We start from the raw sequence: 24,732 nt of genomic DNA on the forward strand, positions 1-24,732 counted from the left end.
GTCGGGAAGCGCAGAACCGCGTGCGCAGCACTTCGGACTGCCATCTGGTCTCGTCGAGAAGCTCGTCAGCCGCCACTGACCGGCTGTATCACAACACATCGTTCGATCGCTGCAGCATGCCTTGCGCTATCGCTTTGGCCTGTCGCATGGGCTGGTTTGTGCGCTCGTGCAATGCGGTTACCGTCGCGCCGTCGATGAGAAGAACCAGTTGCAGGGCGAGCGCTTCCGTATCGCGATAACCCGCGGCGGCTAGACGTTTCTTGAGGAAGTCCGCCACGGCGCGCTTATGTTCTTTGGCGATAAGAAATACCGGGCTGGCGGGGTCGGCCATTTCGGCCATCGCATTGATGAAAGCGCAACCGCGATAATCCGACCAGTTCGACCGTTCGGCGAGCGCATCGAAGACGGCCAGCGGATCCCCGCCAAGGTCGTGGACGCGCGTTTCCAGCCACTCGCGGTACGCTCTGTCGTGGCCGCGCAGCATGGTGATGACCAGATCATCCTTGCTTGCAAAGTGCCGATAGAAAGAGGCGCGTCCAACGCCCGAGGCGGATAAAAGCCGCTCCAGACCCACGGCCCGAATGCCTTCCGCATAGAACAACCTCTCGGCACTTTCGATCAAACGTTCACGTGCGTGTGTAGGCATAAGCAGAGTCCTTGACAGAAACAGAACCGATCGGTACCGATTACGCAAACGGAACTGATCGGTTCCAACTTATGAGATGCAAAGCGGTCCGTCCAGCCTTGGAGCGAGCGGGTCAAGGAGTTGTCATGGACATACGAACCACATCAGAGAATCCGACAGGCGTTGACTCTCCCGGACTCGGGCGGGTCACTGTCCTGGCCTTGGGGGTATTCGCCGTGGGCACAGGCGAGTTCGTTCTGGCTGGCCTGCTGCCTCTACTGATGGATTCGTTCGCTATCTCTGCGGCGAAGGCGGGCCAGATCGTCACGGTTTTTGCCATGACTTGCGCGATTGCCGCGCCTTTGCTCACCACGCTTACGGCCTCCTGGCCGCGTCGAACGGTGCTCATCGTTGCCACCGTGATCTATCTGATCGGCTCTGCCGGCACTGCCTTGGCATCCACCTATGAAAAGGTACTGCTGGCGCAGATCATAGCTGCGGCCGGCGTGGGGCTGTTCATCCCCAATGCTTCAGTTACAGCAGCAGCACTTGTGCACCAGAAGTTCCAGGGCCGTGCCATCGCCATCGTCGTTACCGGCTTCACAGCGGCTGTGTCGCTCGGAGCGCCGTTCGGTACTGCGCTTGGAGGGTTTGCTGGTTGGCGTGCGACGATGTGGTTTACAGCCGCGCTCGCCCTTCCAGGACTTCTCGGCGTGCTCATTCTGGTACCGAAACACGTGTCGACAACGACGCCTGGAACGCTGGCGGAACGGCTGGCTCCGCTAGCGGACCGCCGTGTGCTGGCAGTGATGGCAACGACGCTACTCGGTTTCACAGCGGTCTTTATTCCCTATACCTATGTCGGCGTCATATTCGCTCCAGCAACGGCGGGGAGCAGCGTCGCACTCGCCGTTCTGATGTTCACGCTGGGCATCGTCGGCGCGATCGGAAACTTCGGCGCAGGCGTTCTCGCCGACAAAATCGGTGGCGCGCGGGTGGTTGCCATCGCTTTGATCTGGTTGGCTGTTAGCACTGTCATCCTGCCATGGACGACGACACAGTACGGCGCTGCCGTTGCGATGATCGCCTTCTATGCGCTGGCCGCTTTTGCCATTACTACACCGCAACAACATCGGCTGATGTCGCTTAGGCCCGATGCCGCCGCGGTATTGATCTCACTCAACCAGGCAGTTCTCTACCTCGCCATAGCCATGTCGGGCGTGGTGGGCGCTTTGGGAATACAGTGGGTCGGCGCGCAGTATGTCAGCCTGATTGCCGCAATCCTGGCTATCATTGCGCTTGCTGTTTCAAATCTGGCGACAGAGCAAACATAAGTGACGCATGGGCTTTGTGGCAGGTCTCATTAGAGGACGGTGTGGCCCCGGGATCGCGGACGAGTCGTACCCGAGTAATATTGGCGTATACCGTCAAGTTGTTCCTGAAGACTCCCTCTGGATTGTCGTATCCACACCGATCGCGCCTCTCTGGAGCGTACTGCAGAGTAAAAGCGCACCAGTTACTTCCGTGGTGTGCTCATGAATAATGATTGGCGTTCCAGCTTCGTTGTACGGACACAAGGCGCGGGTGCGGTACCTGCACTGCGATGCCTGTGATCGGGAAAGTGTGGATTTGATCGATGCGCGCGGACCAAGAGGTGGGGCTCTCCATCATCCATTCAGCGCGTGGGAATGACTGCGATAGGAGTGGATCACAGGTGGCGATAGAGACTGAACAGCTCCGCTACGTAATCGCTGCGGCGGATAATGGGAGTTTCCGGCAAGCCGCAAAGTCACTTGGTTTGCGGCAGTCCAGCATCAGCCGTGCAATCCAGCAATTAGAAGATAAACTGGGAGTTTCCCTGTTCGAACGGCAGGCCACGGGCTCTCGTTTAACCGACGCCGGAAGGCGTTTTCTGAGCGAGGCTCGGCCAGCGCTTGAGCAACTTGAGCTGGCACATAAGGCAGCCGGTGCCGCAGGCCGCGCTGAGATCGGGGTGGTGCGCGTCGGAATACTTACCTCGCTCGCGGGAGGCTTCTTACGCGAACTGGTTCGCAGCTACGCCATACAGAATCCCGAAATCACAATCGACATCCGAGATGGTGGCCGTGACGAACATGTCGGCGCGATCAGAAGGCGGAAACTGGACGTCGCCTTCGTGATAGGAGATTGTCGCGTTGCGGACTGCGAGATATCGCCACTCTGGGAGGAGCGCGTCCATGTCGCGCTTTCCAAGGGCCACACTTTAGCTGGCAATCAGCAACTCGATTGGCCGGATTTGCGGGGCGAGTGTTTCATCGTTAGCCGGTTTGCGCCCGGACCTGAGGTACATGACTACATTATCCGTCGGACGGCCGATTACAGCACCAATACCGAAATTCTCTACAAGGCCGTGGCGCAGGAGACATTGATGAATCTCGTCGGCCTCGGGCAAGGGATCACCTTGGTGTCGGCAGCTTGGGCGGGCATAAAGCTTCCCGAGCTGGTGCTGCGTCCGTTGATCGATCCCGCCGACATGGTTCGGTTTAGCGCCGTCTGGTCCCCTAGGAACGACAATCCCGCATTGCGCCGTTTCATCAGCGTCGCCCACACTCTGGCCGGTCGCGTTCGGCATGGCACCTCCGATTGGTCGCCTGAAGCGCTGGGCGTCGCATCTATTAAGGGCGGGACTTTCGTAAACGGACAAAGGCTCGGTCCGTCGCCATGAAGCGCTGGAGCATCGGCGTGATCAGCTTCGTGGGCTCGGGCGCTGCCTGTCCGGACTCGCGCGCCATGATCTCGGCATAGGCGACCAAATCCCTATGTACATCCGCGGGCAGTTCCAGGGTCACCTTAACGGGTTTGTCGTCAGGGATTGCTCCGAGTTTCAGCTTGGTCATGGGTCAACTCCGATAGGGTTCGAGAATGAGATCGCGCGTAACCATGACGCGCACCGGGAAGCCGGGGCGCACGGTCAGGGTCGGCGGGATTGAAATCTGACGGCGGACAATTTCGTCGCCGGCGCGGCCGACCGTATCCTGTGTCCCCTCACGAATGGCGCGGGCGATGTCGTCATCATCATCGGCGCCAAGCTCCACGCCAATATTCAGGATGGTGGCGAGCCCTGCCGCCATGAACAGACGCCCCCAATGATGATCGACGCCATCTTCGAGCCCGGCGTAACCAGCTTCGTCGGCGCCCGGCTGACGTTCAAGGGTGATGGAGCGGCCGTTGGGCAGGATCAGCCGGGTCCAGGCAAGAAGCACCCGACTCTGCCCGAAGGCGACGCGGCTGTCATATTCGCCGATGAGACGCGACCCTTGCGGGATCAACAGGAAACGTCCGGTCGGGCTGTCATAGACATGGGATGTCACCTGGGCGGTGATCTGGCCGGGAAGATCCGAACGAAGGCCGGTCACAAGCGCCGCCGGAATAACCGCGCCGGCCTGGACGACATAAGGGCTCGGCGGATCGGTAAGCCGGTCGGTGCTTGTCGTGCGGCGATCGACAGGTTCGTCGAGAAAGGCCTCGCGCCGTTCCGTCGCGTCCGGCGCGGCGGAAGCCGCATTGGCGGGAAAGAATGACTCGGCGGTGGGCGGAGCGGCAGCCACTTGCGTGGTTGGCGGTGGTTCCCGAACGGTGGTGTTGGCATCGGCGAAGAGTTGGCTGAGACGAGCCGCTTCCATTTCCTGGGCGCGGCGCTGTTCCTCGGGATCGGCGGCCGGGGTGGTGACAACTGGCGCGGGGACCGACTCGCCGCGCTGCCGGGCCGACAGGATCGGCCGTCCGAGTTCGCCAGGCAGAGGCGGCCCGAGCTGTGGCACATCCGTGTAATCCGCCGGCAGGCGCGATAGGCCCTCGGCTTCCTGAATGCGTTCCGTGGAATAGAGCTCTTGCGGACCATCGACAGGTTCGCGGTCCTGCAGGGCAACGATCAGAATGGCCCCGAGCCCAAGACCGCCTGCCGTTCCGAGAACCATGAGTGTCCGGCGTGAGAGCCGCATCACACGCGGCGGATCGGCGCGCAGTCTCAGTGACGCAGCGATGTCCTCCCCGTCTTCGATCTCCGGACCTTTCTCAATATTCTCGCTCATTCGCGGCCTCCACCGGGGGAATGGCGTGCGGCTACGGCTTGCCGCACCCCATCGGTGCGGACGATCCGTACGCGCTTCTGTTCGTCGCCGAGGCGTAGCTCGGCGGCCGCGAAGAGCCGGTCGACGATCATGTAGTTGCGGCGGATGCGGTAGTTGACGAGCTGGCCTTCGCCTTCGGGCCCAATGACAAAAAGCGGCGGCATCTCGCCTTGGCCGATCCCGCGCGGGAACTCGATGAAGACCTGCCGCCCGTCATCGAAGGCGCGCCGCGGCCGCCAGGGCGCGCGGTCGCCTTCGATCCGGTAGCGGAATCGCAGAGAGTCGAGCGCGACGTCGCGTTCGATCGGCAGAGCAGCCTCAGCCTCGGCATTACGTCGCCTGAGGGCGATCAGCGCGTCCTCGGCATAGGTCCAGGAGACCGACGCCATATAGGCGGACGGATTCGCCCTCAGTTCGAGATGATAGGTGCGCCGGTCGGTATTGATGACGAGATTGGTCTGAAGGTCGGGTCGTGTCGGTTTGACGAGGATATGGATGCGCTGGGAATCGCCCGAACCGCTCTGCGTATCGCCGATAATCCAGCGCGCCGTGTCGCCGGCGGCGATCGGACCGGAGCCGGTCAGCTTCTCGCCGGGTTGCAGGGCGATGTCGGTGATCTGGCCTGGCGAGGTATAGACCTGATAAAGCGCCCCCTCACTGTACGGATAGAGCTGGACGGCATTGATGAAACCGTCGCGCACCGGCTCCATGCGGGCGGCGGCGTTCGCCTCGGTCACGCGTTCGGTAGGATCGGTGGGTTCGGGCTCTCCCTCTTCGCCGTCAACCGGCTTGAGCTGTCCTGGAAGGGGCAGCGGTTCGGTTCGCTCGACGATCCGCACCGGGCGTTCTGGTTCCGGGAGAAGCGTCGCTTCGATGGCGGGTTCGTCATAGGCGATTTCGGGCGGCTTGAAGGTCGCGCATGCCGACAAGGTGGTGGCGGCCAAAAGGAGGGCGATGGAGGCTTTGCGAGGCGGACGTGTTCTTGTCATTGGGCAGTCTCCCGGGACCAGTTGATGGCGTTGACGAAAATGCCGAGCGGGTTCTTGCGCAGGCGCTCGGCGTCGCGCGGCTGTTGCAGGACGATGGTGAGAATGGCGGTCCAGCGCTCGGTCGCGGCGAGTTGCCCGTTCGTGTAACGGCGCTCGATCCAGGCGACGCGGAAACTGCTTTCCGAAGCGCGGATGACGCTGGAGACCTCAACCGAGATCTGCGTTTCGCCGATCACGGCGAAGGGGTCGTTCACGCGGGCATAGTCGTTGAGGGCGACCGCCCCTCTGTCGGTGGTGAAGTCATAGGCGCGCAGCCAGTTCTGGCGCAGCACGATCGGGTCGGCGGGAATCTGACGCACATTCTCGATGAAGCGCGACAGATGATAGGCGATCTGCGGGTCTGTCGGGCGGTAGTCCGCGGACGCGGGCGCCACGGCTTGCGCCGCGCCGAGCCGATCCACTTCGACGACATAGGGCGTGATCGTTCCTTGCGTGGATTGCCAGGCCAAGGCTGCGCTGAGTCCCGCCGACAACAGCAAGGACCCGAACGCCATCAGCCGCCAGTTCCTGGCCTGGACGCGCGCCGAACCGATCCGTTCGTCCCAGGCCTGAGCGGCTTTCTGATAGGGCGTGACGGGCTCGGGTGTCTTGGAATAGCGAACGCTCGGGCGGCGGAACATCATGATTTCTCCGAAAGGCTGACAGCGGTCCCGCCACTGCCATGGTCGCCGGAGCGAACGACATGGGCAGCGGTGGCGGCGCCGTGGTGCAGGGTCTGTTGGTGTTTCATGCGGCGGGCCCAGGCGGGCGGCCCGCCACTTGATGATCCTGGGGCGGACGTCTGTGTTTCTGGACTATTAGTGAATTTGCCGCCGGTGGCCTCGAAAGCTGCGCGCGACCCGGACCGGTAGCTCTCGCTCATCGAGTGGCGGAGCGGGCTTGACGCTGCGCCGACAACGGCCTGTCCGACACTGGCTATGCCTGCCGCGACACCGGGAGCGCCGCCGCCAGCGGCCGTGCTGCCCACGCGGTAGGCGGTCGATGCCCCGCCGGCGAGCGCCGCGGTTCCACGGGTCCCAGCGCCCACCGCGCCCGCGGCAAGCTTTGCGCCCGCCACGCCACCCATTGCCATGCCGCCTGCGGCGAGACCGGTTCCGACCGCGGCGCCGGCGCCGAGTTGCGGACCACCTGAGACGATCCCATTGGCGATGCCCGGACCGAAAATGCCGAGCGCCAGCATGGAGAGCGCGGCAAGCACGATCGCCATGGCGTCCTCGATGGTCGGTTCGCCGGTGAACCCTGCGGTAAACTCGCCGAAAATGGTCGAGCCGATGCCGACGATCACGGCGAGCACCAGCACCTTGACGCCGGACGAGATCACCAGCCCGAGCACCCGCTCGGCCATGAAGGCGGTTTTGTTGAAGAGCCCGAAGGGCACGAGGATGAAGCCGGCCAGCGTCGCCAGCTTGAACTCGATCAGGGTGACGAAGAGCTGGATCGCCAGAATGAAGAAGGAGAGGAGAACGACCAGCCAGGCAAACAGCAGGATCGAGATCTGGATGAAGTTCTCGAAGAAGGAGACGAAGCCCATCAACTCCGCGATCGAGGCGAGGATGGGCCGACCGGCCTCGAGGCCGATTTCGGCGATACGGCCCGGCTGGAGGAGTTCGCTGGCGCTCAAGGCTCCGCCCGATGCTATGAGACCCAGCCCGGCGAAGCTTTCGAAGACGATGCGGGCAAGCGCGTTCCAGTTGCCGATAATGTAGGCGAAGACGCCGACGAAGAGCGTCTTCTTGATCAACCGGGCGAGAATGTCGTCGTCGGCGCCCCAGGCCCAGAACAGTGCAGCGAGCGTCACGTCGATGACGATCAGCGTGGTGGCGAGGAAGGCGACGTCACCGCCAAGCAGGCCGAAGCCGGAGTCGATGTAGGAGGTAAAGACCTGCAGGAACCGGTCGATGACGCCCACGCCCTCCATCGTCTATTCCTCCTCGGTTTGGTCGGCAGTCAGACCGAGGAAGCGGCGGCGATGCTCGGCCCAAGCGGCGCGGCACGCTGTATCGGTATCCAGATCTTCCGGCGTTATCGTCCGGCACCGCGCTAGCTCTTCCTGCAATGGATCATCGCCCGCCGACGGCTCCATCACCGCTTCTGGTGCGGCAGTGTTTGCCAACTCGGCGGCTGCGAAGAGCGCCGCAAGACCGCCGAGGCCGAAGGCGATGAGCCGAAGAATATGGTCGGGAGAACTGCGCATCGGCCTACCGGAACATGGTGACGGTGGTCGGCGCATAATCGCTTCCATAGTCGAGGAAGCGATTGAGGTTCTCGCGGGCTTGGGCTTCCGCGGAGGCCCGGCGGGCTGCATCCAGCGCCTGCGCGCGGTTCTGCGCAGCAATGGCGGCCGTGAGATCGGTCATCTGCTGGCTTTGCAGTGCGAGAAGCTGATTGCCGGCCTGTGTCGCCTGCAGGGCGCCGGTCGCGCCCTGGCTTTGCGCAACAAGATTGCTCAGTTCCGTGCGTGCCCGTTCGATATTGCCGACAACGCCCGCCTGAATCTTCAGGGCGTCCTCGTATCCGGCAACAGAGGTGCGCCAACGCGCTTCGGCGTTGGCGATCATGTCGGCGAAATCGCCGTTCGCAGCCGCCTCGCCATACTGTTCGTTGAAGGCAGTCTCGATCTCGGAGACCTGATAGGCGATGTTCTGCGCCTCGTTCAGGAGATGCTGGGTGTGGGCGATCGTGGTCTGAAGCTGGGCGAGCGAGGAATGCGGTAGGCTCGCGAGATTGCGCGCCTGATTGATCAGCATCTGCGCTTCGTTCTGGAGCTGCTTGATCTGATTGTTGATCTGTTCGAGCGTCCGCGCAGCGGTCAGCACGTTCTCGGCATAGTTCGAGGGATCGAACACGATGCCGCCGAAGCCGAACTGAGCATGGACTGGCTGTATCGGCGCGAGGGCGATGGCGCCGGTCATCATGAGGGCGGCGAGTTTCTTACGCATCTGTATTCTCCTGCGTTTGAGGTGAAGGATCTGGATCGGGGACCGGGCCAAGCAGTTCGACGGCCCAGTCGAGGCCGCGCCGAGCGAGCCAGGTCGCGGCGAAGCCGTCCCGCCCGTGGTCGGCGAGGATGTCGGTAATGGCGGCCTGGTCGGCTTTGGAGGATGCCGCGGTGAAGGCGAGTGCGACCTCACCGAGACCGAGCGAGAAGAGCCGATTGCCGCGCCGCGACTGGCAGTAATAGTCACGCTTGGGCATGGCCCGCGCGATGATCTCGATCTGGCGTTCGTTGAGACCGAAGCGCCGATAGATGTCGGCGATCTGCGGCTCGAAAGCGCGTTCGTTCGGCAGAAAAATCCGCGTCGGGCAGCTCTCGACGATGGCAGGCGCGATAGCGGAATTGTCGATATCAGCCAGCGACTGCGTGGCGAAGAGGACGGAGGCGTTCTTCTTCCTCAATGTCTTCAGCCATTCGCGGAGCTGACCGCCGAAGGTGCCGTCATCGAGCGCGAGCCACCCTTCGTCGACGATGATCAGGCTCGGGCGTCCGTCGAGGCGTTCCTCGATGCGATGAAACAGATAGGCGAGCACGGCGGGCGTTGCGGCCGAGCCGATCAGTCCTTCGGTCTCGAACGTCTGAAAGTCGGCTGTTCCCAGTTCCTCGGTCTCGGCGTCCAGCAACCGTCCGAAGGGGCCGCCGAGACAGAATGGCGCCATCGCCTGTTTGAGCTCGGTCGACTGCAACAGAACCGAGAGGCCCGTCAGGGTGCGTTCCTCGACCGGCGCCGAGGCGAGCGAGGTCAGCGCCGACCAGAGATGGTCGCGTGCGACCGGATCGACGGTAACGCCTTCGCGGGCAATCAGGCCGGACAGCCAATCCTGCGCCCAGGCGCGCTCGGCGGCCTCGTCGATATTGCGGAGCGGCTGGCGCTGTACGGCCGCCTCATCCTCAGACAGCGCTCCGGCGAGATCTTGCCAGTCGCCGCCGCAGGCGACGGTCGCGCAGCGGATCGAACCTCCGAAATCGAAGGCGAAGACCTGCGCGCTCGCGTAGCGCCGAAACTGCAGCGCCATCAGCGCCAGCAGTACCGACTTGCCTGAACCGGTGGGGCCGACGACCAGCGTATGGCCGACATCGCCGACATGGGGCGAAAAGCGAAACGGGGTCGAGCCTTCCGTCTCGGCGTAAAACAGAGGCGGGCCGTCCAGATGATCGTTGCGCGCCGGCCCCGCCCACACCGCCGAAATCGGGATCATGTGGACGAGATTGAAGGTCGAGACCGGCGGCTGGCGAACATTGGCGTAAAGGTGGCCGGGCAGCGAACCGAGCCAGGCCTCGATAGCGTTGACCGTTTCCGGCATGCAGGTGAAATCGCGACCCTGTATGACCTTCTCGGCCGCCTTCAGCTTGGCCTCGGCGACCGCTTCGTCCTCGTCCCAGACCGTCAGCGTGGCCGTGACATAGGCGGCGCCCGCCATGTCCGCGCCGAGTTCCTGTAAAGCTTCGTCCGCATCGGCGGCCTTGTTCGATGCGTCGGAATCGAGAAGCGTCGAGGCCTCGTTGGTCATCACCTCCTTGAGGATCGCGGCGATGGATTTGCGCTTGGCGAACCACTGTCGGCGAATGCGGGTGAGGAGCCTGGTCGCGTCTGTCTTGTCGAGGCAGACGGCGCGCGACACCCAGCGATATTCAAAGGCCTGGCCGTTGAGTTCGTCGAGCAGGCCTGGCCATGTGGCGGTCGGGAACCCAATGATGGTCAGCGTACGGAGATGGTCATCACCCAGTTTCGGCGCCAACCCGCCGACAAGCGCACTGTCGGCCAGGAGCGCGTCGAGATGCATCGGCGTTTCCGGAACGCGCACGCGCTGGCGCCGGGTTGAAATCGTCGAATGCAAATAGGTCAGCGTCTCCTCGTCGGAGAGCCAGACCGCTTCCGGCATGAAGCCGTCGAGGAGATCGAGCAGACGATCCGTGCGCGCGGTAAAGCTTGTGACATGCTCTTGCGGGTTCAGACCCTTGTCCGGCGCGTCCTCATAGAGCCAGCGTCCGGCGCGGCTGGCGGCGTCCGCCGGCGGCATCCAGACGAAGGTCAGGAAATAGGCGCTCTCGAAATGGCTCGACGCTTCCTCGAATTGTGCCCGCCGCTCGGCATCGACCAGAGCCGAGACAGGATCGGGAAATTGCGAGAGCGGATAGTCCCGGGCGGGCAGTCGTTGCGCTTCGACGAAGACAGCCCAGCCGGAGCCAAGCCGGCGCAGGGCATTGTTCAGCCTTCCCGAGACGGCGACGAGCTCCGCAGGCGTTGCGGAGTCCAGGTCCGGTCCACGAAACCGCGCGGTGCGTTGCAGGCTGCCGTCCTTGTTGAGGATGATGCCCGGCCCGATGAGCGCCGCCCAAGGCAGGAAGTCGGCAAGCAAGGAGGCTTTGGAGCGGTATTCGGCAAGGCGCATCATCGCTCAAACTCCGAACCAGGTTGGAAAACGAAGATGCCGCCGGACAACGTCGACGATCTGGGCGTCATGCTTGGCAGCCCAGACCGCGAGCAGATGGCCGACAAGCCAGAGCGCGATCCCGACCACCCAGAGCCTGAGCCCAAGGCCGACTGCGGCCGCGAGCGTGCCGTTGGCGATGGCGATCGCACGCGGCGCGCCGCCGAGCAGGATCGGCTCGACCAGCGCACGGTGAACCGGTGCGTAGAAGCCAGGGATTTCACCGGCACCCTCCATCAGATCAGCGCTCCGCCCCCGAAGGAGAAGAAGGACAGGAAGAAGCTTGACGCGGCGAAGGCGATGGAGAGGCCAAAGACGATCTGCACCAGCCGGCGAAAGCCGCCCGAGGAGTCGCCGAAAGCGAGCGTCAGGCCGGTAATGATGATGATGATCACGGCGACGATCTTTGCGACCGGTCCTTCGATCGATTCCAGGATCGACTGGAGCGGCGCCTCCCAGGGCATGCCCGATCCGGCTGCATGGGCGGGCGCAGCAAGTAGAACGCCGACAGCGAGGGCGGTCGCATAGAGCGGCCAGCGTGGATAGAGAATGGTGGTTCTGGTCATGGATGGTCTCCTGTCTGGGGATGAAGAAGAGGCTGGAGCCGATAGTCACCGCTCGTATCGAGGCGCTCGACGCGGGCGAGTTCGGAGAGCCGGCGCGCCGATCCGCGGCCAGAGAGAACGGCGATCAGGTCGATGGTCTCGGCGATCATCGCGCGCGGTACGGTGATGACGGCTTCCTGGATGAGCTGTTCGAGACGGCGCAGCGCGCCGAGGGCCGAGCCCGCGTGAATGGTGCCGATCCCGCCCGGATGGCCGGTGCCCCAGGCTTTCAGAAGATCGAGCGCTTCGGCGCCACGCACCTCGCCGATCGGAATGCGGTCGGGCCGAAGGCGTAGCGAGGAGCGGACAAGATCGGAAAGCGACGCAACGCCATCCTTCGTCCTCAAGGCGACCAGGTTCGGCGTCAGGCATTGGAGTTCGCGCGTATCCTCGATCAGAACGACGCGGTCGGAGGATTCGGCGACTTCGGCCAGCAGCGCATTGGTGAGCGTGGTCTTGCCAGTCGAAGTGCCGCCGGCGACAAGGATATTGGCGCGCGTTGTGATGGCCTCGCGCAATTCCGCCGCCGTTTCTTCCGGCATGATCCCGCCGCGCACATAGTCTTCGAGCGTGAAGACCGCGATGGCCGGCTTACGGATGGCGAAGACCGGCGCGGCGACGACGGGCGGTAGCAGGCCTTCGAACCGCTCTCCTGTTCCCGGCAACTCCGCTGATACGCGCGGGGATCCGGCATGGACTTCTACGCCGACGTGATGCGCGACCAAACGAATGATCCGTTCGCCATCCGCCGCCGAAAGTTGTTCGCCCGTATCGGCCAGCCCTTCGCTCAGCCGGTCGACCCATAGACGACCATCAGGATTGAGCATCACTTCAATAACGGCAGGGTCTTCGAGCCACGCGGCAACGTCTGCCCCTAGCGCGGTCCTGAGCATGCGCGCGCCACGGGCGAGAGCTTCGGATTTGAGTGTGTGGACGGTCATCGGCGGCCCCGCATTGAATTACGGGACACATCAAGAAGACCGTTAATGGGTCAGCAGCAACAGAGTTGTGGGCGTAGTAGCGCTATGGCGTAAAGAGGCAGGACAATACGTGGGTAGCGGGGTTGGAACACGGTCGGCTTTGCGGACAGAGCACCAGTTCGCTGCGCTTGCTCGAACGGCCGCTATGGGGTGAATCCAAATTCAAATGGCAAAGCGCCCGATGGGTTGCACCGGGCACTTCTTTCTCAAGTCACCTCGAGATTACTTAGTAGCGAGGATGTCGAAATTGTGGACGTTTGCCAACACACCGTCGTCCCATCCGCCAGAGACCAATTCTGGAGCCTTTTCATTCAGGAGTCCGGCGACTTGTCCGGCAAAGTGCGCTTCGCGGCCAGAGTTGTCGGCAAAGATGTCGAAGATGGCAAAGTTGTTCTCGTCAATCTGCAGCGCCGCCCAGAACAATGTCTTGGGTTCGGTATCTGCGACGATGGGGCCGGCGGCGGTCAGCAAGGCTGCCAATTCGGGGCCTTTACCTGGAGCAGCTTCGAGCTTGATGTAAGTTGCGGTCGTTGCCGTGTAGAGATTAACCGGCGCCTTTACCGACAGGACATCGGAGTTGTTGATATTCGCGACAACACCGTCGTCCCATCCTCCGTCGACCAGCGCGTCCGCGTTTTGGTTCAAAGCCGCAGCAACCGCTCCTGAGAAATGAGCGTCGCGTGCTTCTTCATCTGCGAAGATGTCAAAGATTGCGAGCGTATCGTCGGCTTGCAGAGCAAACCAAAGTACGGTGCCCGGCTCTGTTTCTCGCACGATCGGTGCGGCACCAGCCAGAAACTCCGCGAAGGCTTCGGTCTGGCCTTCGGCGGCGGGCATGGCGATGTAGCTGGCAGTATGATTTTCCATCGGGTTGTCCTGTGCAGTTGCAGAAGTTGTGATCAGAGCCAGTGCGGCGAATGCCTGAAGGACTTGCGTTTTCATGGTCGTCTCCCGGCTTGAAGTGCATCGTGGTTGGTTTCGATGCACTCTTGTCCCATGCCGGATGCGTCGGACTCCAATTCCGAAATTCTATTCTTTGATAGACATGGGCTATCGTAGTTGGTTTGATGGCCTGAACAGGGATGTGACGGAGAATGCGGTGATGGAAATGAACCAGATCAGGTATTTTCTCGCTGTCTGCGAGCACCGAAACTTTACCCACGCAGCCAGTGCCGCCAATGTCTCCCAACCTTCCTTGACGACTGCGATCAAGAAACTTGAAGACGAGCTTGGAGGTGAGCTGTTTGTCAGAGACCGTGCGGGATGCAGGCTTACCGCCCTCGGAAAACTCATGCAGCCAAGGTTGCGGAAGGTTCACGATGAGACGCTACAGGCTAAGGCAGAAGCGATCCGTCATGTGCGCTTGGAGCGGGTTCCAATCTCTGTCGGTGTCGGCGAAACGATTGGCCACAACAGAATTTCGGCTGCTATGGAGCGCACTCGTACGCGATTGCCGCAAGCCGAAATCGAATTGATCGTTGCGTCATCCTCTGAGCTTCTTGCCGGGTTGCGGGATTGTGAATTTGACGTTGTAGTCAGCGCAGAGAAGGTCAGTGAAGACCTCTATCGCATAGACCGTCTCTATGAAGAGGATTACAAGGTCGTGGTGTCAAAGTCGCACCCGTTGTCTGAACTAAATGCGATTTCTCTTTCGACTCTTGCTGGAACTGATATGCTTGACCGACTAAATTGCGAAATGCGGGATGCTTTGCATGGGGCCTGCGCGGATCATGGTCACGAACTCTACGCGGCCTATCGGTCAAATCGCGTGGATTGGTTAGTTGAACTCGCGCGGCAAGGGTCAGGTGCGGTGATCCTGCCAGCCACCGCAATTCCTTCGGACATGGGCCTTGTGTCGAAACCCTTCGATGGTCTTGAAATATCAAGAACTGTTTTGGCTCTTCGATATCGGCACCAAACGACGAGACCAGAGACAAATGACCTGATCCGTGAGATGACGCGCACGCCAGCGTAGTGAGGTCGGTAACCGACATTCGCCCATAGTGCAGCATTCGTCACTTTGGGCTCGGAGCCGTCTTCCGCCGCGGCTCGCCTGAGCGGCCGGTGTGCGGACAAAGCGCCATTTTGCTGCGGCTGCGCAAATGGCTGCTTTAGGCCTGGCGCACCAATAGAACATTGCAGCAGGACACGTCGGTTAATCCGTATAGCTTCGGCAGGCATCGACCCCTACGGCTGTCGAGGCAAGTAGTTGATCTGCGTCGCGGATGAGATCAGCGATCCGCCTGTCCGCAAGGCGATACCGGACGAACCGACCTTCGTTCCTGCGACTGACCAGACCGCAATCCAAAAGGCAGCGCAGATGGTTCGAGACATTGGGCTGACCAAGCCCTGTTTGGGTAACGATTTCCTGCACGCTGCGTTCGTCCGACAGTAGCGCATCGAGGATCGCAAGACGGCTGGGGTCGCCGAGACCCCGGAAGAGCTTTGCCCGCGGCTCAAGGGTGTCAGCTGCCGAAAGATCGTCTTGAATGTTTTGCAATGTCATATCATTATCCACTGATACGTTAGCGGCGACTTCTTTCGCACGCTACCTTCAAGAGGATCGCATATGAGCCGAGCAGATAACACCACGTTGCCTACAACGTCTTTGCCGATCCGGATGCGGGTGCATGGCATGGACTGCGCCAAGGATGCCGCCGAGATCGAACGGGCCGCTCGGTCTGCGGGCGTGGCTGAAGGCGATGTGAAGGTGTCTGCCGCAACCCATGTCATGACATTGCGGATCGCCGAAGACGACTTGCCGAAAGTGCGTCCAGCACTGGACGCAACCGGCTATGGCTTTGAGCTGATCAAGAGCGGGGATACATCGTCCGATCCGGCTTACAAAGACCCGAGCTATCGCCGCGCGCTCTGGATCGTGGTCCTGCTCAATCTCGGCTACGGGGTGATCGAGATGTTCGGCGGGTTCCTGTCCGGATCGCAAGCTTTGAAAGCAGATGCCCTGGATTTTTTGGGCGACGGCGCAATCACCTTTCTGGGCCTGCTCGCTATCGGTTGGAGTCTGACATGGCGGGCGCGGTCGGCGATGATCCAGGGCGTGTTCTTGGGATTTCTGGGGCTTGGCGTTGTCGGCAGCACAATCTGGCGTGTCCTGAATCAGACGACACCAGAGGCCGGGTTAATGGGAGCCTTCGCCGTGGGCGCGCTGATCGTAAACATTCTTGCGGTGCTGCCGCTGCTAAAACACCGCAAGGGCGACGCCAACATGCGGGCCGTATGGCTGTTCTCCCGGAACGACGCCATCGGCAACCTCGCCGTGGTGATCGCTGCCGGACTGGTCGCCTGGCTCGGCAGTGCCTGGCCTGACCTCATCGTTGCTTTCGCCATCGCAGGGCTGTTCCTGCATTCGTCATGGATGATCATCCGGGATGCGCGGAGTGATCTGTCAGAAACCGAGTGATCTGGCGGAAAAGCTGACGTGCGAACCGGAAACCGACATTCGCCACTGCGCAGCGAGTCCGGAACTTTGGGCTCAAAGCCGTCATTGCTCAGATTGGAGACCTGCGACGTCCTCCGAAACTTCTTTCGCTAGCGTGCTTCCCTTCGCCAACCGCCGTCCAAGGGTCTCCACGAAACCCTCATAGCGCTCCCGTCCCTTTGCCTGCGCCGCCTCGCGCTTCGTGTCGGGCAGCGGCGGAGTCGTTGTCAGCCAGAACCGGACGAAGAGCGCCAGCGCTTCGGTGGAGATGGTTTGGTTGCGCTCCAGGCGTTCGACAGCGCGGGTCAGCCGATCGAGACGCCGGGTGATGGCAGCCTCGCGCTGGTCAGCGGCATCCGGCGAAAGATAAGAGGCGAGCGCCGCCTCCACGACCTGGGATTTGGAAACCTTTCTGCGTGCTGCCAACGCTTCCAGCTCCGCTGTCAACGATGGGTCGAAATACACATTGAGCCGATCTTTTTTCATGACGGGCCTCAAAGCTCGATGCCGTCATCGGGATCGAGCGAGGCTTGGCGCGCGACGCTTTTGAACCGTCCCTGCATCTGCCGGGCACGCTGCGCATCATCATCCGGCTCATCGTCGAGGCCTGCAAATTCCTCCCGTGCCGGCGCTGTTCGTTCCGGTGCGATGTCTTCATGCTCGGGCAGTTCCGGCTCGCGGCGGATGCCGCCATCAGTGTCCTCATTCCCCTCGCGGAAGGCCTTCTTCCCGGGCTTGGGCGCAGCGACTGTAGCTTGTCCGCTCCAATCATCCGTTTGCGGTTTGTCGGGCGCGGCGTGATCGGCAACCAGTTGCGGCGATTCGACGATGCGTGACTTGAACTGCGGATCAGTATAGTAACGCGCCTTCTTCCCCCTGATCGGCGGTGCGCCGGAGACAAGGACGATCTCATCGTCCGGCGGCAATTGCATGATCTCTCCGGGAGTCATCAGCGCGCGCGCTGTTTCCTGGCGCGAAACCATGAGATGGCCGAGCCAGGGCGACAATCTGTGTCCGGCATAGTTCTTCATCGCCCGCATCTCCGTCGCCGTGCCGAGGGCGTCGGAAACCCTCTTGGCGGTGCGCTCGTCGTTGGTCGCGAAGCTCACCCGGACATGGCAGTTGTCGAGGATGGCGTTGTTCTGGCCATAGGCCTTCTCGATCTGATTGAGGGACTGGGCGATGAGAAATGCTTTGAGCCCATAGCCCGCCATGAAGGCGAGCTGGCTCTCGAAGAAATCGAGCCGACCGAGCGCCGGAAACTCGTCGAGCATCAGCAACAGGCGGTGACGCCTGCGATCGGTGTTCAGCTCTTCGGTCAGTCTGCGCCCGATCTGATTGAGTACGAGCCGGATCAGCGGCTTGGTTCGGCTGATGTCGGAGGGCGGCACGACGAGGTAGAGCGTTGTCGGCTGGGCCTCGGAAACGAGGTCCTCGATCCGCCAATCGCAGCGGCTGGTGACCTTGGCGACGACCGGGTCACGATAGAGGCTGAGGAAGCTCATCGCGGTCGACAGCACGCCCGAGCGTTCGTTCTCGGCCTTGTTGAGCAGCTCGCGGGCGGCTTGCGCCACGACCGGATGCGGCCGGTCGCCGAGATGGGGCGTGCGCATCATGGCCGCAAGCGTCGATTCGACCGGCCGTCCTGGATCGGAGAGCAAGGCGGCGACGCCGGCGAGCGTCTTGTCGGCCTCGGCATAGAGGACATGGAGGATTGCGCCGACAAGCAGTGAATGGCTTGTCTTCTCCCAATGATTCCGGCGTTCGAGCAAACCTTCAGGGTCGACCAGAATATCGGCGATGTTCTGAACATCACGCACCTCGCTGTCGCCGCGTCGGACTTCCAAAAGGGGATTGTAGGCCGCGCTCTTCGCATCGGTCGGATCGAACAGGAGGGTGCGGGAGAAGCGCGACCGCCAGCCGGCCGTGAGATCCCAGTTCTCGCCCTTGATATCATGGACGATGGCCGAGCCCGGCCAGGTCAGAAGACTCGGCACCACGAGCCCGACGCCTTTGCCGGAGCGGGTCGGCGCGAAACACAGCACATGCTCGGGCCCGTCGTGACGGAGATAGCGGTTCTCGAAACAACCGAGCACCACGCCATCCGGAGCGAGCAGCCCGGAGGCCTCGACATCCCTGCGTTCCGCCCATCGGGCCGAGCCATAGGTGGTCACGTCCCGCGCCTCGCGGGCGCGCAGGATGGAAAGAAAAATGGCGACGGCGATCGCGGCGATCCCGCCGCTGCCGGCGATGATGGCGCCTTCGACGAACACGCGCGGGGCATAGGCGTCATAGAAATACCACCACACGAAGAAGCTCCAGGGCGGATAAACAGGCCAGCCGAGGATGTCCGTCATCGGCGCGCCGAGTTGTGGCTGAAAACCGAGCCGCCATGCGGTCCACTGGGTCGCTGCCCAGACGAAACTGACGGCGACCAGAGTGACCATGATGATCTGGCCCCAGAGGATCCTGGCCGCTTGTGTCTGCTGAGTCTTGATCGGCATGTTTTATCCTTCCAGTGCAGTGCTCAGAGACTGAGGCCCCGCTTGCGGCCGAGGCTCCAGTCGATCCCGCCGCCGGGCGTCATCGTCCCCGACACGGTCTGGCTGAGGTGGCGTTCGAGCTGGGGTTTCCAGGGGACGAGTTCGAAGCCGAGGCCATCGTCGACCATGGCAAAACGGCCCGAGGCGAGGTCGAGGCGCTGTCGATAGGTCCCGGTGATGCGCTCGCCCTCGGCGGATTTGCGGCGCGGCAGGCCCGTCTCGGCTTCGATCTTCGCCGCCGTTGCGTCGAGCTCGCGTTCGCGGAGCGTCTTCAGAAGGTCGCGGGCGAAGGTGATGCGTCGGCCGTTCCTGGTTGCCAGTCCCTCGGCGATAAGATGATCGCCACGCCGCTCCAGCGCCTCGCGAACTTCGGCGCCGAAACCGTCCATGCTGAGCGGCGCCTGATCCCTTGCCAGTTGCAGGCGGTCGAGCCAGGTCGCGCCGTTGGCACCGATCTGGGCTTCGAGGTTGAGATCGGAGCGGCCGACCAGGGCCATGCGCTGGCGGTCGCTGTCGCCTGAACGCCAGACCCGCGTTTCGACAATGCCACCTTCGGGCGTGTCGCCGGCGGCGTCGAGATCATGGAACCGCAGATGATGGACCCGGCCGTCGACAGCGTCGATCACGGCATAGGCTTCGCCACTTAACTCGTCATGAAGACCGCGTTCGACCAGCCGACCGAGCACGGGAGTGTCCGGCGCAGCCTCGATCGCGAAATCCGCCTGCGCCCGTTCGCGGCCACCCCCCATGGCGCGGTGCATGGTCTTGATGATGTCGCCACGCTCGGCAAGATCGCGCAGCGTCTGTTCTGCGCCAGGCTTCAGCGACCAGACCGCGGGGTCGAGCCTGTCCGCGAGACCGAGCCGTTCCAGTGTCTGCGCGCGGCCGATCAGCAGTTTGCGCAATTCTGAATCGCGCGGCTCCGGTGCGCCGGGCCGCAGATCGGCGACGCCGGCGCCGTCATCGGCGAGGCCTTGCAGCGCGCGGTCGAGGCCCGTCCAGCGCTCGGCCGTGACCTCGGCTTGAAGCCCCGCGGCAATTTCACGTTCACTGCGCGGCCCGAGCTCCAACTCGACCAATGTCTCGGCGCGGCCGCGAAGGCCCCGGCTGATATAGTCGCGAGAGATGACGAGGTCTTTTCCGTTCTCGACACGGCCGCGCACCAACACGTGCACATGCGGATTGTCGGTGTTCCAATGATCGACGCCGATCCAGTCGAGCCTGGTGCCGAGATCGCGCTCGGCCTGTTTCATCAGGTCGCGCGTGAAAGCGCGGATATCCTCGAGGCGGTCGGCGTCTTCGGGCGAGACGATGAAGCGGAAATGATGCCGATCCTCGTCGCATCGCTCGGCGAAGGTGCGATCATCGACGCTGTCTGTTTCGGCGCTGAACATGCCTGCGTCGCGGCCATCGCGCGTCACGCCTTCGCGTTTGAGATAGGCGATATGCTTGGTGAGCGGCGCGGAGCGAAAGCGCGCGCCGCGGTGACGGACGACACGCGCCTTGACGACGACGCGCCGCTGGGTGCGGGACAGCCCGCGCGCCGCACCGGCGAAACGCCCACGCCCGAATTGTGAGCTTCGTCCGCGCGCCTTCGAACCGTTGAGCTTGTATCCGGTGTGCCCGGCCTTGCGGGCGGCGCCCATGACCTGGCCGACGAAGCTTTGGGCTTTGCGAGGACTTGTTCCGCGATTGCGGATGCGCCCCGGCCGGATACGCAGATCATTGTCGCGGTCGCTCATGACGAAGTCCCCGTTGTCGAGTGGACGGCACGGCGAAAACCGCAAGGAAACAGTTGATTGGGCCATGGGGCGGCACTGTGCCCTTCGCCACGGCGGGCAAAATATCCAGCAACAACAACGACATAGCGCGCATCAGTGCCGCGCCTTTTATCTCGCCCTCCCGTTGTTGTTGCGCCGTCCGTCTCCGCCCTCCGTGCCGGGAATACACTGAAACGCGACGGACCGCGCTGGAATACGATCTGCGTGATCATCGCTGATCCCCGTTTTCATTCGGTGGGAAAAGGCTGTTCGGTGCATCTGATGTGTGCGGAGAATAAGCGTCTGCACCGCCGCTTGGGCGCGTTGCATCGGCAGAGCTTTGTCGATCAGCATGTGCGGCGAAGAGCGGCGCCGCGCGCCAGTCCACGACCACGACAGCGTTCTGTTGTTGTGGTTCTGCTGCATCCGGGAGACCAATAAGCGCTTCGAGCGCCGCCACGTAATCGCGGGTCTCGCGAGGCAGCGGTCGGCCCGTCGTCAGGTGCTCTGCATAGCGTGTCGGTCCCGCATTGTAGGCAGCCAGAAAGCCCGGCGAACCGAAGCGGTCATGCAGCTCACGCAGGTAAGCGGCGCCGGCGAGAATGTTGTCGCGCGGATCGAACGGGTCGCGCCCCAGCCCGTAGCGCGCACGCAGTTCATCCCAGGTGCCGGGCATGATCTGCATCAACCCCATGGCGCCTTTCGCGCTGACGGCGCCCGCATCTCCAGCGCTTTCCACGCGCATGACGGCGGCGACCCAGTGCGCCGGGATGCCGAACCGCTGCGCAGATTCGGCGATATAGGCCGCATAGGGATTGCTGCTTTGCGCCACCCTGGAGGGCGCAGTTTCTGCAAGCGCGACGCCGGGAATGACGGCGCCCGCGAGCAGGCCGCAGAGGACTATTCTCGCCACCAACGCGCAGTGTCGAGGCGGTTTAGCTGCGGTCATCGCGCTTCTCGGGGCGCTTTGCGGGACGGTTCCAATGCAGCACCCAATGTCCGTCCTCGGCGTCCGTCTCGAAGAGATTGGCGCGGATCGGAAGAGCGAATGTCGGATCGTCGATCTGCAAGGAAACGAAATCTCCGGCCTTCTCGCCGGTGCGTTTCCAGCCGGCACCGATCTCCGGCCCGTCATCGCCACCATGATGGATGCGATAGTCGGGGGCGTTATCGCTGTCCGACGGCGCTGCCGGGACGAGGGTGAGTTCGCGGTAGAGAATGAGCGTGTGAAGTCGGCCGACGAAGCCGGTTTCCGTGCGGGTGAATTGACCGATCTGAGCCATGGGAAGGTTCCTTTCATTTGCGGTCGGAAGATTGTGGAGCGGCGTCGGCGCGGCGATCGGCGCGCCAGACATAGCGGCCGTCGCTGTCTTGATCGGTGAGGATCGGGACGGCGCGCCCGATCACGGCGTCCACCGGGAGCGCGCCGAAATAACGACCGTCGAGACTGTCGGGATGGTCTCGATTCAGGAGAAAGAGTTCCGTGCTGGCGACGATGTGGCAGCCTTGCCAAACGGGCAGTGCATGGCCGAAGCGGTCATTTGGCTTCGCCTGTGCCACAACGCGTTCGTCGACCGACACAGTGCTACCGGCACGGCAGACACGCTGTCCGGGAAGCGCAGCGATATGCTTGAGGAGAGGGACGCCCTCGGGCAGGTAACCGCGCCCGTCGAGATAGCTCGCGAGCGATTGGGGTGGATCGACAACGACGAGATCGCCGACCGAAAGATCTTCATCCGAAGCGACGGCGTAGAGGCCGATGGGCGTGCTTCCGGACGCGTTCCAGATCAGCTTCGGACTGACATGGACGAAGGCCAGTCCGCCAATCGCAAGCACCGAGAAACAGGTCGATATGACGTAACTGAACCGGGTCATGACGCGCTCCCTGCCGATGCGGCGCGCAAAGTCTGTGGATCGGGCGGACAGGTCTGGCGCAGCAGCCAGGCGCGATGTTGAGCGGCTGTGTAGCCGCGTGGCTCCATACCCGCAGACAGTCTGTTGTGAACGTGGCGCCAGTAGTTCGGTGCTGCGTTCGCCGGGTTGACGCCGAGCGCTTCGATCGCATCGACAACCTGAAGAACGCGTTCGACCTTGGGCCAGCCGGACAGGCGCAGCAGGCTTTCACCGCCGGGAGTCACATACGGAACGGTCGCATAGGGCTCGCCCGGTCGGGGCGCACGCAGAATGTCGATCCTGCTGACTACTGTGCCATAGTCATTTGCCTGCCAGCGGACAAAGGCAAAGACAGCGCCGGGATCGAATGCGGCGGTGCTGCGGCTGCGGCTCAGAACCTTTGTCCGCGCGATGCGGCCGAAGCGAATCCAGTGCTCGACCCGCTTCTCGATCCAGACGAGCTCGACTGTGGCGCCGCCGCTCATGAGCCGGCCTTCCGCGCATAGGCGGGCGAGATCGCGGCATGCCGCTTGGCGGGCAACACTTCCTCGCCCGTGTCATCCGAGGTGGAATGCTTCTCTCCGCGGCTGACCCAGGCCTGCAAATCCTCGATCGCATAGACGACACGCCCGCCGATCTTGGAATAGCGCGGCCCCGTGCCATAGGTGCGGTGCTTTTCGAGTGTTCGTCCGGAAAGGCCGAGAAAACGGGCCGCCTCGGGTGTTCTCAGATAGCGTGGGGGAAGTCCGGCATTGGGGTCTGGCATGGGTCGCGTCTCCGGTTAGGCCGTCCCGCCGCAGGATGCGCGGGACTGTCGGAGACGAGAAAAGCGGAGAAGCGCGGCCAGGAGGGATGACGATCAGAGCGCGTTGAAAACGTCACCCCATGCCGTCATCAGCGCATGCGAATTCTTACGGCGGCTTCGGGCGTTTCAAGGGACGAACATCGGCGGTGGAAGATGTCAATCCGACGTGCGATCCCAGGATTAGCTCGGTTTATAGACGTGACGAAGCTGCACACAGACGAAGTTCAGATCGACGGCGATTTCTGCAAGTTCGCCCATAATTTCGTCGCATCGTGCTTGCGAGAGATCTTCTTGCGTGAACTCTACATCATTCCCCAGGCGACGGACGTTTGACCGCATGACTGGATGTCCGATTGCGAGGAAATCGAACAAAAATTGTGAGTGGAGGATGCCGTTTCGTCGCCTGCGCTCGGCATGTAAACGATCGACCACCTGCTCAAAGCGTTCATACCAACCGTCAATCTGAATGCGGTCGAATGGTTCGTCGGCTTGCACCAGATCGCGAAATGCGTCGATCTTGTCGACGTTCCTGAGCCCAGCAAGCCACCTGTGGGTTTCGTTCCATTTGTCGTGGCCGTGCGCGAGCAGGAGGATTTGATCGATTTGTCCTTCCAGCCATTGGAACGAGATCACGTATTGTCCCACAAAACTATAGAAGCGTTCCGCTTCAGCGACTGCGGCGGGATCACCTTCCCAACGGCTCTTGGTCATGCTTGGTCACTCTGAGATTGTCCTGAGGACAAGATAGCAGTTTTTGCTGCTTCTGATGACTACTTGCCGTGCAACAGGTTCTTATATCCCTGATCGATCATCATTCGGCCATAAGAGGCCAAGCGAGCAACCTGCGCCTTGAGTGAGCTCGTCTTCCACGGTTCGGCGGCGACGCGATCGGCGCCGAAGAAGGCCGTCGCAATGGCACGGTAGCTGGCGCCGCTCTGTCGCCCGTCGATCGTGCGCAGGGCGCGTTTCAGACGCTCCCGCCGATGGGGCGTAATCGGCGGATCGGCGTCGCGGTCGATGAGTTGGCGATACAGCCGGTCAGCGGCGGCAAGCCGAACGGACCAAGCGTCATCGAGAGGAAGCAGGAGACCTACGGGCTGATCACCGGCCCGATCGCCGACAAGGTTGGCGCCATTCTCCAATCGCATCCACAACAGCCCATCCGCACCCGTTCTGCGATCTGTGATGCTGTCAGAGAAAATGGCGGCGGTCAGGCCGATGTCGGGCAGAGACGCGATCAGGTGAACCACTGCGGGCGCAGCGGAAGGTAGCCAGAAGACGGGAGCGCCAAGCGCGTTGAGCTCTGGGTCTACCGGGAAATCGCAACCCCCAATCGGCTGGAGTGCCGCCGCCCTCCTGCATCATGTCGTAGTCTTTGCGATAGTGCGTGTTCCGCCGAAGGCATTCCCAGGCCAGCCCCGAGATGTCGAGCTGATCGAAATAATCATATTGGTGATCGTCGCGCCAGTCGGCCGGCATGGCGAACTTCTCCCAATC

General features: G+C 62.4%; 29 protein-coding genes. 4 read left to right on the top strand and 25 right to left on the bottom strand.

Going from position 1 to position 24,732, the window contains the following annotated elements:
* Positions 1–88: 88 nt before the first annotated feature.
* Positions 89–646: a TetR/AcrR family transcriptional regulator gene (locus KKY_RS17430; RefSeq protein WP_041528868.1), complete on the bottom strand. Its 558-nt coding sequence runs from the start codon at positions 644–646 to the stop codon at positions 89–91.
* A gap of 125 nt (positions 647–771) precedes the next feature.
* Here KKY_RS17430 and KKY_RS17435 point away from each other — a divergent pair, with 125 nt between their 5' ends.
* Both KKY_RS17435 and KKY_RS17440 read left to right on the top strand, forming a co-directional pair.
* The gene (locus tag KKY_RS17435; protein ID WP_083824186.1) at positions 772–1,959 is read left to right on the top strand and encodes an MFS transporter; all 1,188 of its coding nucleotides are present in this window, start codon (positions 772–774) and stop codon (positions 1,957–1,959) included.
* Positions 1,960–2,339: 380 nt separating this feature from the next.
* Complete coding sequence (locus KKY_RS17440) at positions 2,340–3,329, top strand: LysR family transcriptional regulator (protein ID WP_050811829.1); 990 nt, start codon at positions 2,340–2,342, stop codon at positions 3,327–3,329.
* Here KKY_RS17440 and KKY_RS20175 read toward each other — a convergent pair.
* The 12 genes from KKY_RS20175 to KKY_RS17495 all read right to left on the bottom strand — a co-directional run bounded on the left by KKY_RS20175 (position 3,280) and on the right by KKY_RS17495 (position 13,737).
* Complete coding sequence (locus tag KKY_RS20175) at positions 3,280–3,501, bottom strand: DUF2274 domain-containing protein (protein ID WP_083824189.1); 222 nt, start codon at positions 3,499–3,501, stop codon at positions 3,280–3,282. The genes KKY_RS17440 and KKY_RS20175 overlap by 50 nt on opposite strands.
* A 3-nt stretch (positions 3,502–3,504) precedes the next feature.
* Positions 3,505–4,695, bottom strand: coding sequence for a TraB/TrbI/VirB10 family type IV secretion system protein (locus tag KKY_RS17445; RefSeq protein WP_014132710.1), 1,191 nt, complete (start codon positions 4,693–4,695; stop codon positions 3,505–3,507).
* Positions 4,692–5,723: a P-type conjugative transfer protein TrbG gene (gene trbG, locus KKY_RS17450; protein WP_014132711.1), complete on the bottom strand. Its 1,032-nt coding sequence runs from the start codon at positions 5,721–5,723 to the stop codon at positions 4,692–4,694. Before trbG ends, KKY_RS17445 begins: the two co-directional genes overlap by 4 nt.
* Positions 5,720–6,403: a conjugal transfer protein TrbF gene (trbF, locus tag KKY_RS17455; protein WP_083824191.1), complete on the bottom strand. Its 684-nt coding sequence runs from the start codon at positions 6,401–6,403 to the stop codon at positions 5,720–5,722. The genes trbG and trbF overlap by 4 nt, the downstream gene beginning before the upstream one ends.
* Positions 6,403–7,701 (bottom strand): P-type conjugative transfer protein TrbL, encoded by a 1,299-nt coding sequence (gene trbL, locus KKY_RS17460; RefSeq protein WP_014132713.1) that lies wholly within the window; start codon positions 7,699–7,701, stop codon positions 6,403–6,405. The genes trbF and trbL overlap by 1 nt, the downstream gene beginning before the upstream one ends.
* A gap of 3 nt (positions 7,702–7,704) precedes the next feature.
* Positions 7,705–7,977: a putative entry exclusion protein TrbK-alt gene (gene trbK-alt / locus KKY_RS17465; protein ID WP_014132714.1), complete on the bottom strand. Its 273-nt coding sequence runs from the start codon at positions 7,975–7,977 to the stop codon at positions 7,705–7,707.
* 4 nt (positions 7,978–7,981) lie between these two features.
* The gene (trbJ, locus tag KKY_RS17470) at positions 7,982–8,722 is read right to left on the bottom strand and encodes a P-type conjugative transfer protein TrbJ (RefSeq protein ID WP_014132715.1); all 741 of its coding nucleotides are present in this window, start codon (positions 8,720–8,722) and stop codon (positions 7,982–7,984) included.
* Positions 8,715–11,174 carry a conjugal transfer protein TrbE gene (gene trbE, locus KKY_RS17475; protein WP_014132716.1) on the bottom strand — a complete coding sequence of 820 codons (2,460 nt, stop codon included), beginning with the start codon at positions 11,172–11,174 and terminating at the stop codon, positions 8,715–8,717. The genes trbJ and trbE overlap by 8 nt, the downstream gene beginning before the upstream one ends.
* A 3-nt stretch (positions 11,175–11,177) precedes the next feature.
* Positions 11,178–11,447: a VirB3 family type IV secretion system protein gene (locus KKY_RS17480; RefSeq protein ID WP_014132717.1), complete on the bottom strand. Its 270-nt coding sequence runs from the start codon at positions 11,445–11,447 to the stop codon at positions 11,178–11,180.
* Entirely contained in the window at positions 11,447–11,776 is a 330-nt protein-coding gene (locus KKY_RS17485) for a TrbC/VirB2 family type IV secretion system protein (protein WP_014132718.1), read from the bottom strand. Before KKY_RS17485 ends, KKY_RS17480 begins: the two co-directional genes overlap by 1 nt.
* Complete coding sequence (gene trbB / locus KKY_RS17490; protein ID WP_014132719.1) at positions 11,773–12,756, bottom strand: P-type conjugative transfer ATPase TrbB; 984 nt, start codon at positions 12,754–12,756, stop codon at positions 11,773–11,775. The genes KKY_RS17485 and trbB overlap by 4 nt, the downstream gene beginning before the upstream one ends.
* Before the next feature lie 261 nt (positions 12,757–13,017).
* Entirely contained in the window at positions 13,018–13,737 is a 720-nt protein-coding gene (locus KKY_RS17495; protein ID WP_041528870.1) for a putative quinol monooxygenase, read from the bottom strand.
* 103 nt (positions 13,738–13,840) lie between these two features.
* Here KKY_RS17495 and KKY_RS17500 point away from each other — a divergent pair, with 103 nt between their 5' ends.
* Positions 13,841–14,770 carry a LysR family transcriptional regulator gene (locus tag KKY_RS17500; protein ID WP_244404027.1) on the top strand — a complete coding sequence of 310 codons (930 nt, stop codon included), beginning with the start codon at positions 13,841–13,843 and terminating at the stop codon, positions 14,768–14,770.
* A gap of 180 nt (positions 14,771–14,950) precedes the next feature.
* Here the strand turns inward: KKY_RS17500 and KKY_RS17505 are convergent, their stop codons facing one another.
* Complete coding sequence (locus tag KKY_RS17505; protein WP_014132722.1) at positions 14,951–15,301, bottom strand: ArsR/SmtB family transcription factor; 351 nt, start codon at positions 15,299–15,301, stop codon at positions 14,951–14,953.
* 63 nt (positions 15,302–15,364) lie between these two features.
* Between KKY_RS17505 and KKY_RS17510 the strand changes: the two genes are divergently transcribed.
* On the top strand, positions 15,365–16,216 hold the full coding sequence (locus KKY_RS17510) for a cation diffusion facilitator family transporter (RefSeq protein ID WP_038068544.1): 852 nt from the start codon (positions 15,365–15,367) through the stop codon (positions 16,214–16,216).
* A gap of 81 nt (positions 16,217–16,297) precedes the next feature.
* Here the strand turns inward: KKY_RS17510 and KKY_RS17515 are convergent, their stop codons facing one another.
* From KKY_RS17515 to KKY_RS20900, 11 genes are all read right to left on the bottom strand, one after another.
* Positions 16,298–16,720 carry a ribbon-helix-helix domain-containing protein gene (locus KKY_RS17515; protein WP_014132724.1) on the bottom strand — a complete coding sequence of 141 codons (423 nt, stop codon included), beginning with the start codon at positions 16,718–16,720 and terminating at the stop codon, positions 16,298–16,300.
* Positions 16,721–16,728: 8 nt separating this feature from the next.
* Entirely contained in the window at positions 16,729–18,738 is a 2,010-nt protein-coding gene (locus KKY_RS17520; protein WP_014132725.1) for a conjugal transfer protein TraG, read from the bottom strand.
* 23 nt (positions 18,739–18,761) lie between these two features.
* On the bottom strand, positions 18,762–20,519 hold the full coding sequence (locus KKY_RS17525) for a relaxase/mobilization nuclease domain-containing protein (protein ID WP_014132726.1): 1,758 nt from the start codon (positions 20,517–20,519) through the stop codon (positions 18,762–18,764).
* Positions 20,520–20,766: 247 nt separating this feature from the next.
* Entirely contained in the window at positions 20,767–21,486 is a 720-nt protein-coding gene (locus KKY_RS17530; protein WP_050811753.1) for a lytic transglycosylase domain-containing protein, read from the bottom strand.
* Entirely contained in the window at positions 21,473–21,820 is a 348-nt protein-coding gene (locus KKY_RS17535) for a DUF736 domain-containing protein (RefSeq protein WP_014132728.1), read from the bottom strand. Before KKY_RS17535 ends, KKY_RS17530 begins: the two co-directional genes overlap by 14 nt.
* 13 nt (positions 21,821–21,833) lie before the next feature.
* A complete protein-coding gene (locus KKY_RS17540) occupies positions 21,834–22,412 on the bottom strand; it encodes a S26 family signal peptidase (protein ID WP_014132729.1) in 579 nt (192 codons plus the stop codon).
* The gene (locus KKY_RS17545; protein WP_014132730.1) at positions 22,409–22,915 is read right to left on the bottom strand and encodes a DUF2840 domain-containing protein; all 507 of its coding nucleotides are present in this window, start codon (positions 22,913–22,915) and stop codon (positions 22,409–22,411) included. Before KKY_RS17545 ends, KKY_RS17540 begins: the two co-directional genes overlap by 4 nt.
* A complete protein-coding gene (locus KKY_RS17550; protein WP_014132731.1) occupies positions 22,912–23,196 on the bottom strand; it encodes a helix-turn-helix transcriptional regulator in 285 nt (94 codons plus the stop codon). The genes KKY_RS17545 and KKY_RS17550 overlap by 4 nt, the downstream gene beginning before the upstream one ends.
* 219 nt (positions 23,197–23,415) lie before the next feature.
* A complete protein-coding gene (locus KKY_RS17555) occupies positions 23,416–23,946 on the bottom strand; it encodes a hypothetical protein (RefSeq protein ID WP_014132732.1) in 531 nt (176 codons plus the stop codon).
* A 59-nt stretch (positions 23,947–24,005) separates the two neighbouring features.
* Positions 24,006–24,485, bottom strand: coding sequence for a DUF2285 domain-containing protein (locus KKY_RS17560; protein WP_014132733.1), 480 nt, complete (start codon positions 24,483–24,485; stop codon positions 24,006–24,008).
* Positions 24,427–24,714: a transcriptional regulator domain-containing protein gene (locus tag KKY_RS20900; protein WP_244404028.1), complete on the bottom strand. Its 288-nt coding sequence runs from the start codon at positions 24,712–24,714 to the stop codon at positions 24,427–24,429. Before KKY_RS20900 ends, KKY_RS17560 begins: the two co-directional genes overlap by 59 nt.
* Positions 24,715–24,732: the final 18 nt, after the last annotated feature.

Source organism: Pelagibacterium halotolerans B2 (assembly GCF_000230555.1).
Classification (GTDB): Bacteria; Pseudomonadota; Alphaproteobacteria; order Rhizobiales; family Devosiaceae; genus Pelagibacterium; species Pelagibacterium halotolerans.

Coding starts and splice junctions, on each gene's coding strand:
- KKY_RS17505 (WP_014132722.1), bottom strand. CDS start 15,301: ATGACATTGCAAAACATTCAAGACGATCTTTCGGCAGCTGACACCCTT.
- trbE (WP_014132716.1), bottom strand. CDS start 11,174: ATGATGCGCCTTGCCGAATACCGCTCCAAAGCCTCCTTGCTTGCCGAC.
- KKY_RS17510 (WP_038068544.1), top strand. CDS start 15,365: ATGAGCCGAGCAGATAACACCACGTTGCCTACAACGTCTTTGCCGATC.
- KKY_RS17430 (WP_041528868.1), bottom strand. CDS start 646: ATGCCTACACACGCACGTGAACGTTTGATCGAAAGTGCCGAGAGGTTG.
- KKY_RS17485 (WP_014132718.1), bottom strand. CDS start 11,776: ATGACCAGAACCACCATTCTCTATCCACGCTGGCCGCTCTATGCGACC.
- trbB (WP_014132719.1), bottom strand. CDS start 12,756: ATGACCGTCCACACACTCAAATCCGAAGCTCTCGCCCGTGGCGCGCGC.
- KKY_RS17540 (WP_014132729.1), bottom strand. CDS start 22,412: ATGACCCGGTTCAGTTACGTCATATCGACCTGTTTCTCGGTGCTTGCG.
- KKY_RS17500 (WP_244404027.1), top strand. CDS start 13,841: ATGGGCTATCGTAGTTGGTTTGATGGCCTGAACAGGGATGTGACGGAG.
- KKY_RS17535 (WP_014132728.1), bottom strand. CDS start 21,820: ATGGCTCAGATCGGTCAATTCACCCGCACGGAAACCGGCTTCGTCGGC.
- KKY_RS17525 (WP_014132726.1), bottom strand. CDS start 20,519: ATGAGCGACCGCGACAATGATCTGCGTATCCGGCCGGGGCGCATCCGC.
- KKY_RS17520 (WP_014132725.1), bottom strand. CDS start 18,738: ATGCCGATCAAGACTCAGCAGACACAAGCGGCCAGGATCCTCTGGGGC.
- KKY_RS17495 (WP_041528870.1), bottom strand. CDS start 13,737: ATGAAAACGCAAGTCCTTCAGGCATTCGCCGCACTGGCTCTGATCACA.
- KKY_RS17545 (WP_014132730.1), bottom strand. CDS start 22,915: ATGAGCGGCGGCGCCACAGTCGAGCTCGTCTGGATCGAGAAGCGGGTC.
- KKY_RS20175 (WP_083824189.1), bottom strand. CDS start 3,501: ATGACCAAGCTGAAACTCGGAGCAATCCCTGACGACAAACCCGTTAAG.
- KKY_RS17435 (WP_083824186.1), top strand. CDS start 772: ATGGACATACGAACCACATCAGAGAATCCGACAGGCGTTGACTCTCCC.
- KKY_RS17480 (WP_014132717.1), bottom strand. CDS start 11,447: ATGGAGGGTGCCGGTGAAATCCCTGGCTTCTACGCACCGGTTCACCGT.
- trbJ (WP_014132715.1), bottom strand. CDS start 8,722: ATGCGTAAGAAACTCGCCGCCCTCATGATGACCGGCGCCATCGCCCTC.
- trbF (WP_083824191.1), bottom strand. CDS start 6,403: ATGTTCCGCCGCCCGAGCGTTCGCTATTCCAAGACACCCGAGCCCGTC.
- trbL (WP_014132713.1), bottom strand. CDS start 7,701: ATGGAGGGCGTGGGCGTCATCGACCGGTTCCTGCAGGTCTTTACCTCC.
- KKY_RS17550 (WP_014132731.1), bottom strand. CDS start 23,196: ATGCCAGACCCCAATGCCGGACTTCCCCCACGCTATCTGAGAACACCC.
- KKY_RS17445 (WP_014132710.1), bottom strand. CDS start 4,695: ATGAGCGAGAATATTGAGAAAGGTCCGGAGATCGAAGACGGGGAGGAC.
- KKY_RS17515 (WP_014132724.1), bottom strand. CDS start 16,720: ATGAAAAAAGATCGGCTCAATGTGTATTTCGACCCATCGTTGACAGCG.
- trbG (WP_014132711.1), bottom strand. CDS start 5,723: ATGACAAGAACACGTCCGCCTCGCAAAGCCTCCATCGCCCTCCTTTTG.
- trbK-alt (WP_014132714.1), bottom strand. CDS start 7,977: ATGCGCAGTTCTCCCGACCATATTCTTCGGCTCATCGCCTTCGGCCTC.
- KKY_RS20900 (WP_244404028.1), bottom strand. CDS start 24,714: ATGCCGGCCGACTGGCGCGACGATCACCAATATGATTATTTCGATCAG.
- KKY_RS17530 (WP_050811753.1), bottom strand. CDS start 21,486: ATGACCGCAGCTAAACCGCCTCGACACTGCGCGTTGGTGGCGAGAATA.
- KKY_RS17555 (WP_014132732.1), bottom strand. CDS start 23,946: ATGACCAAGAGCCGTTGGGAAGGTGATCCCGCCGCAGTCGCTGAAGCG.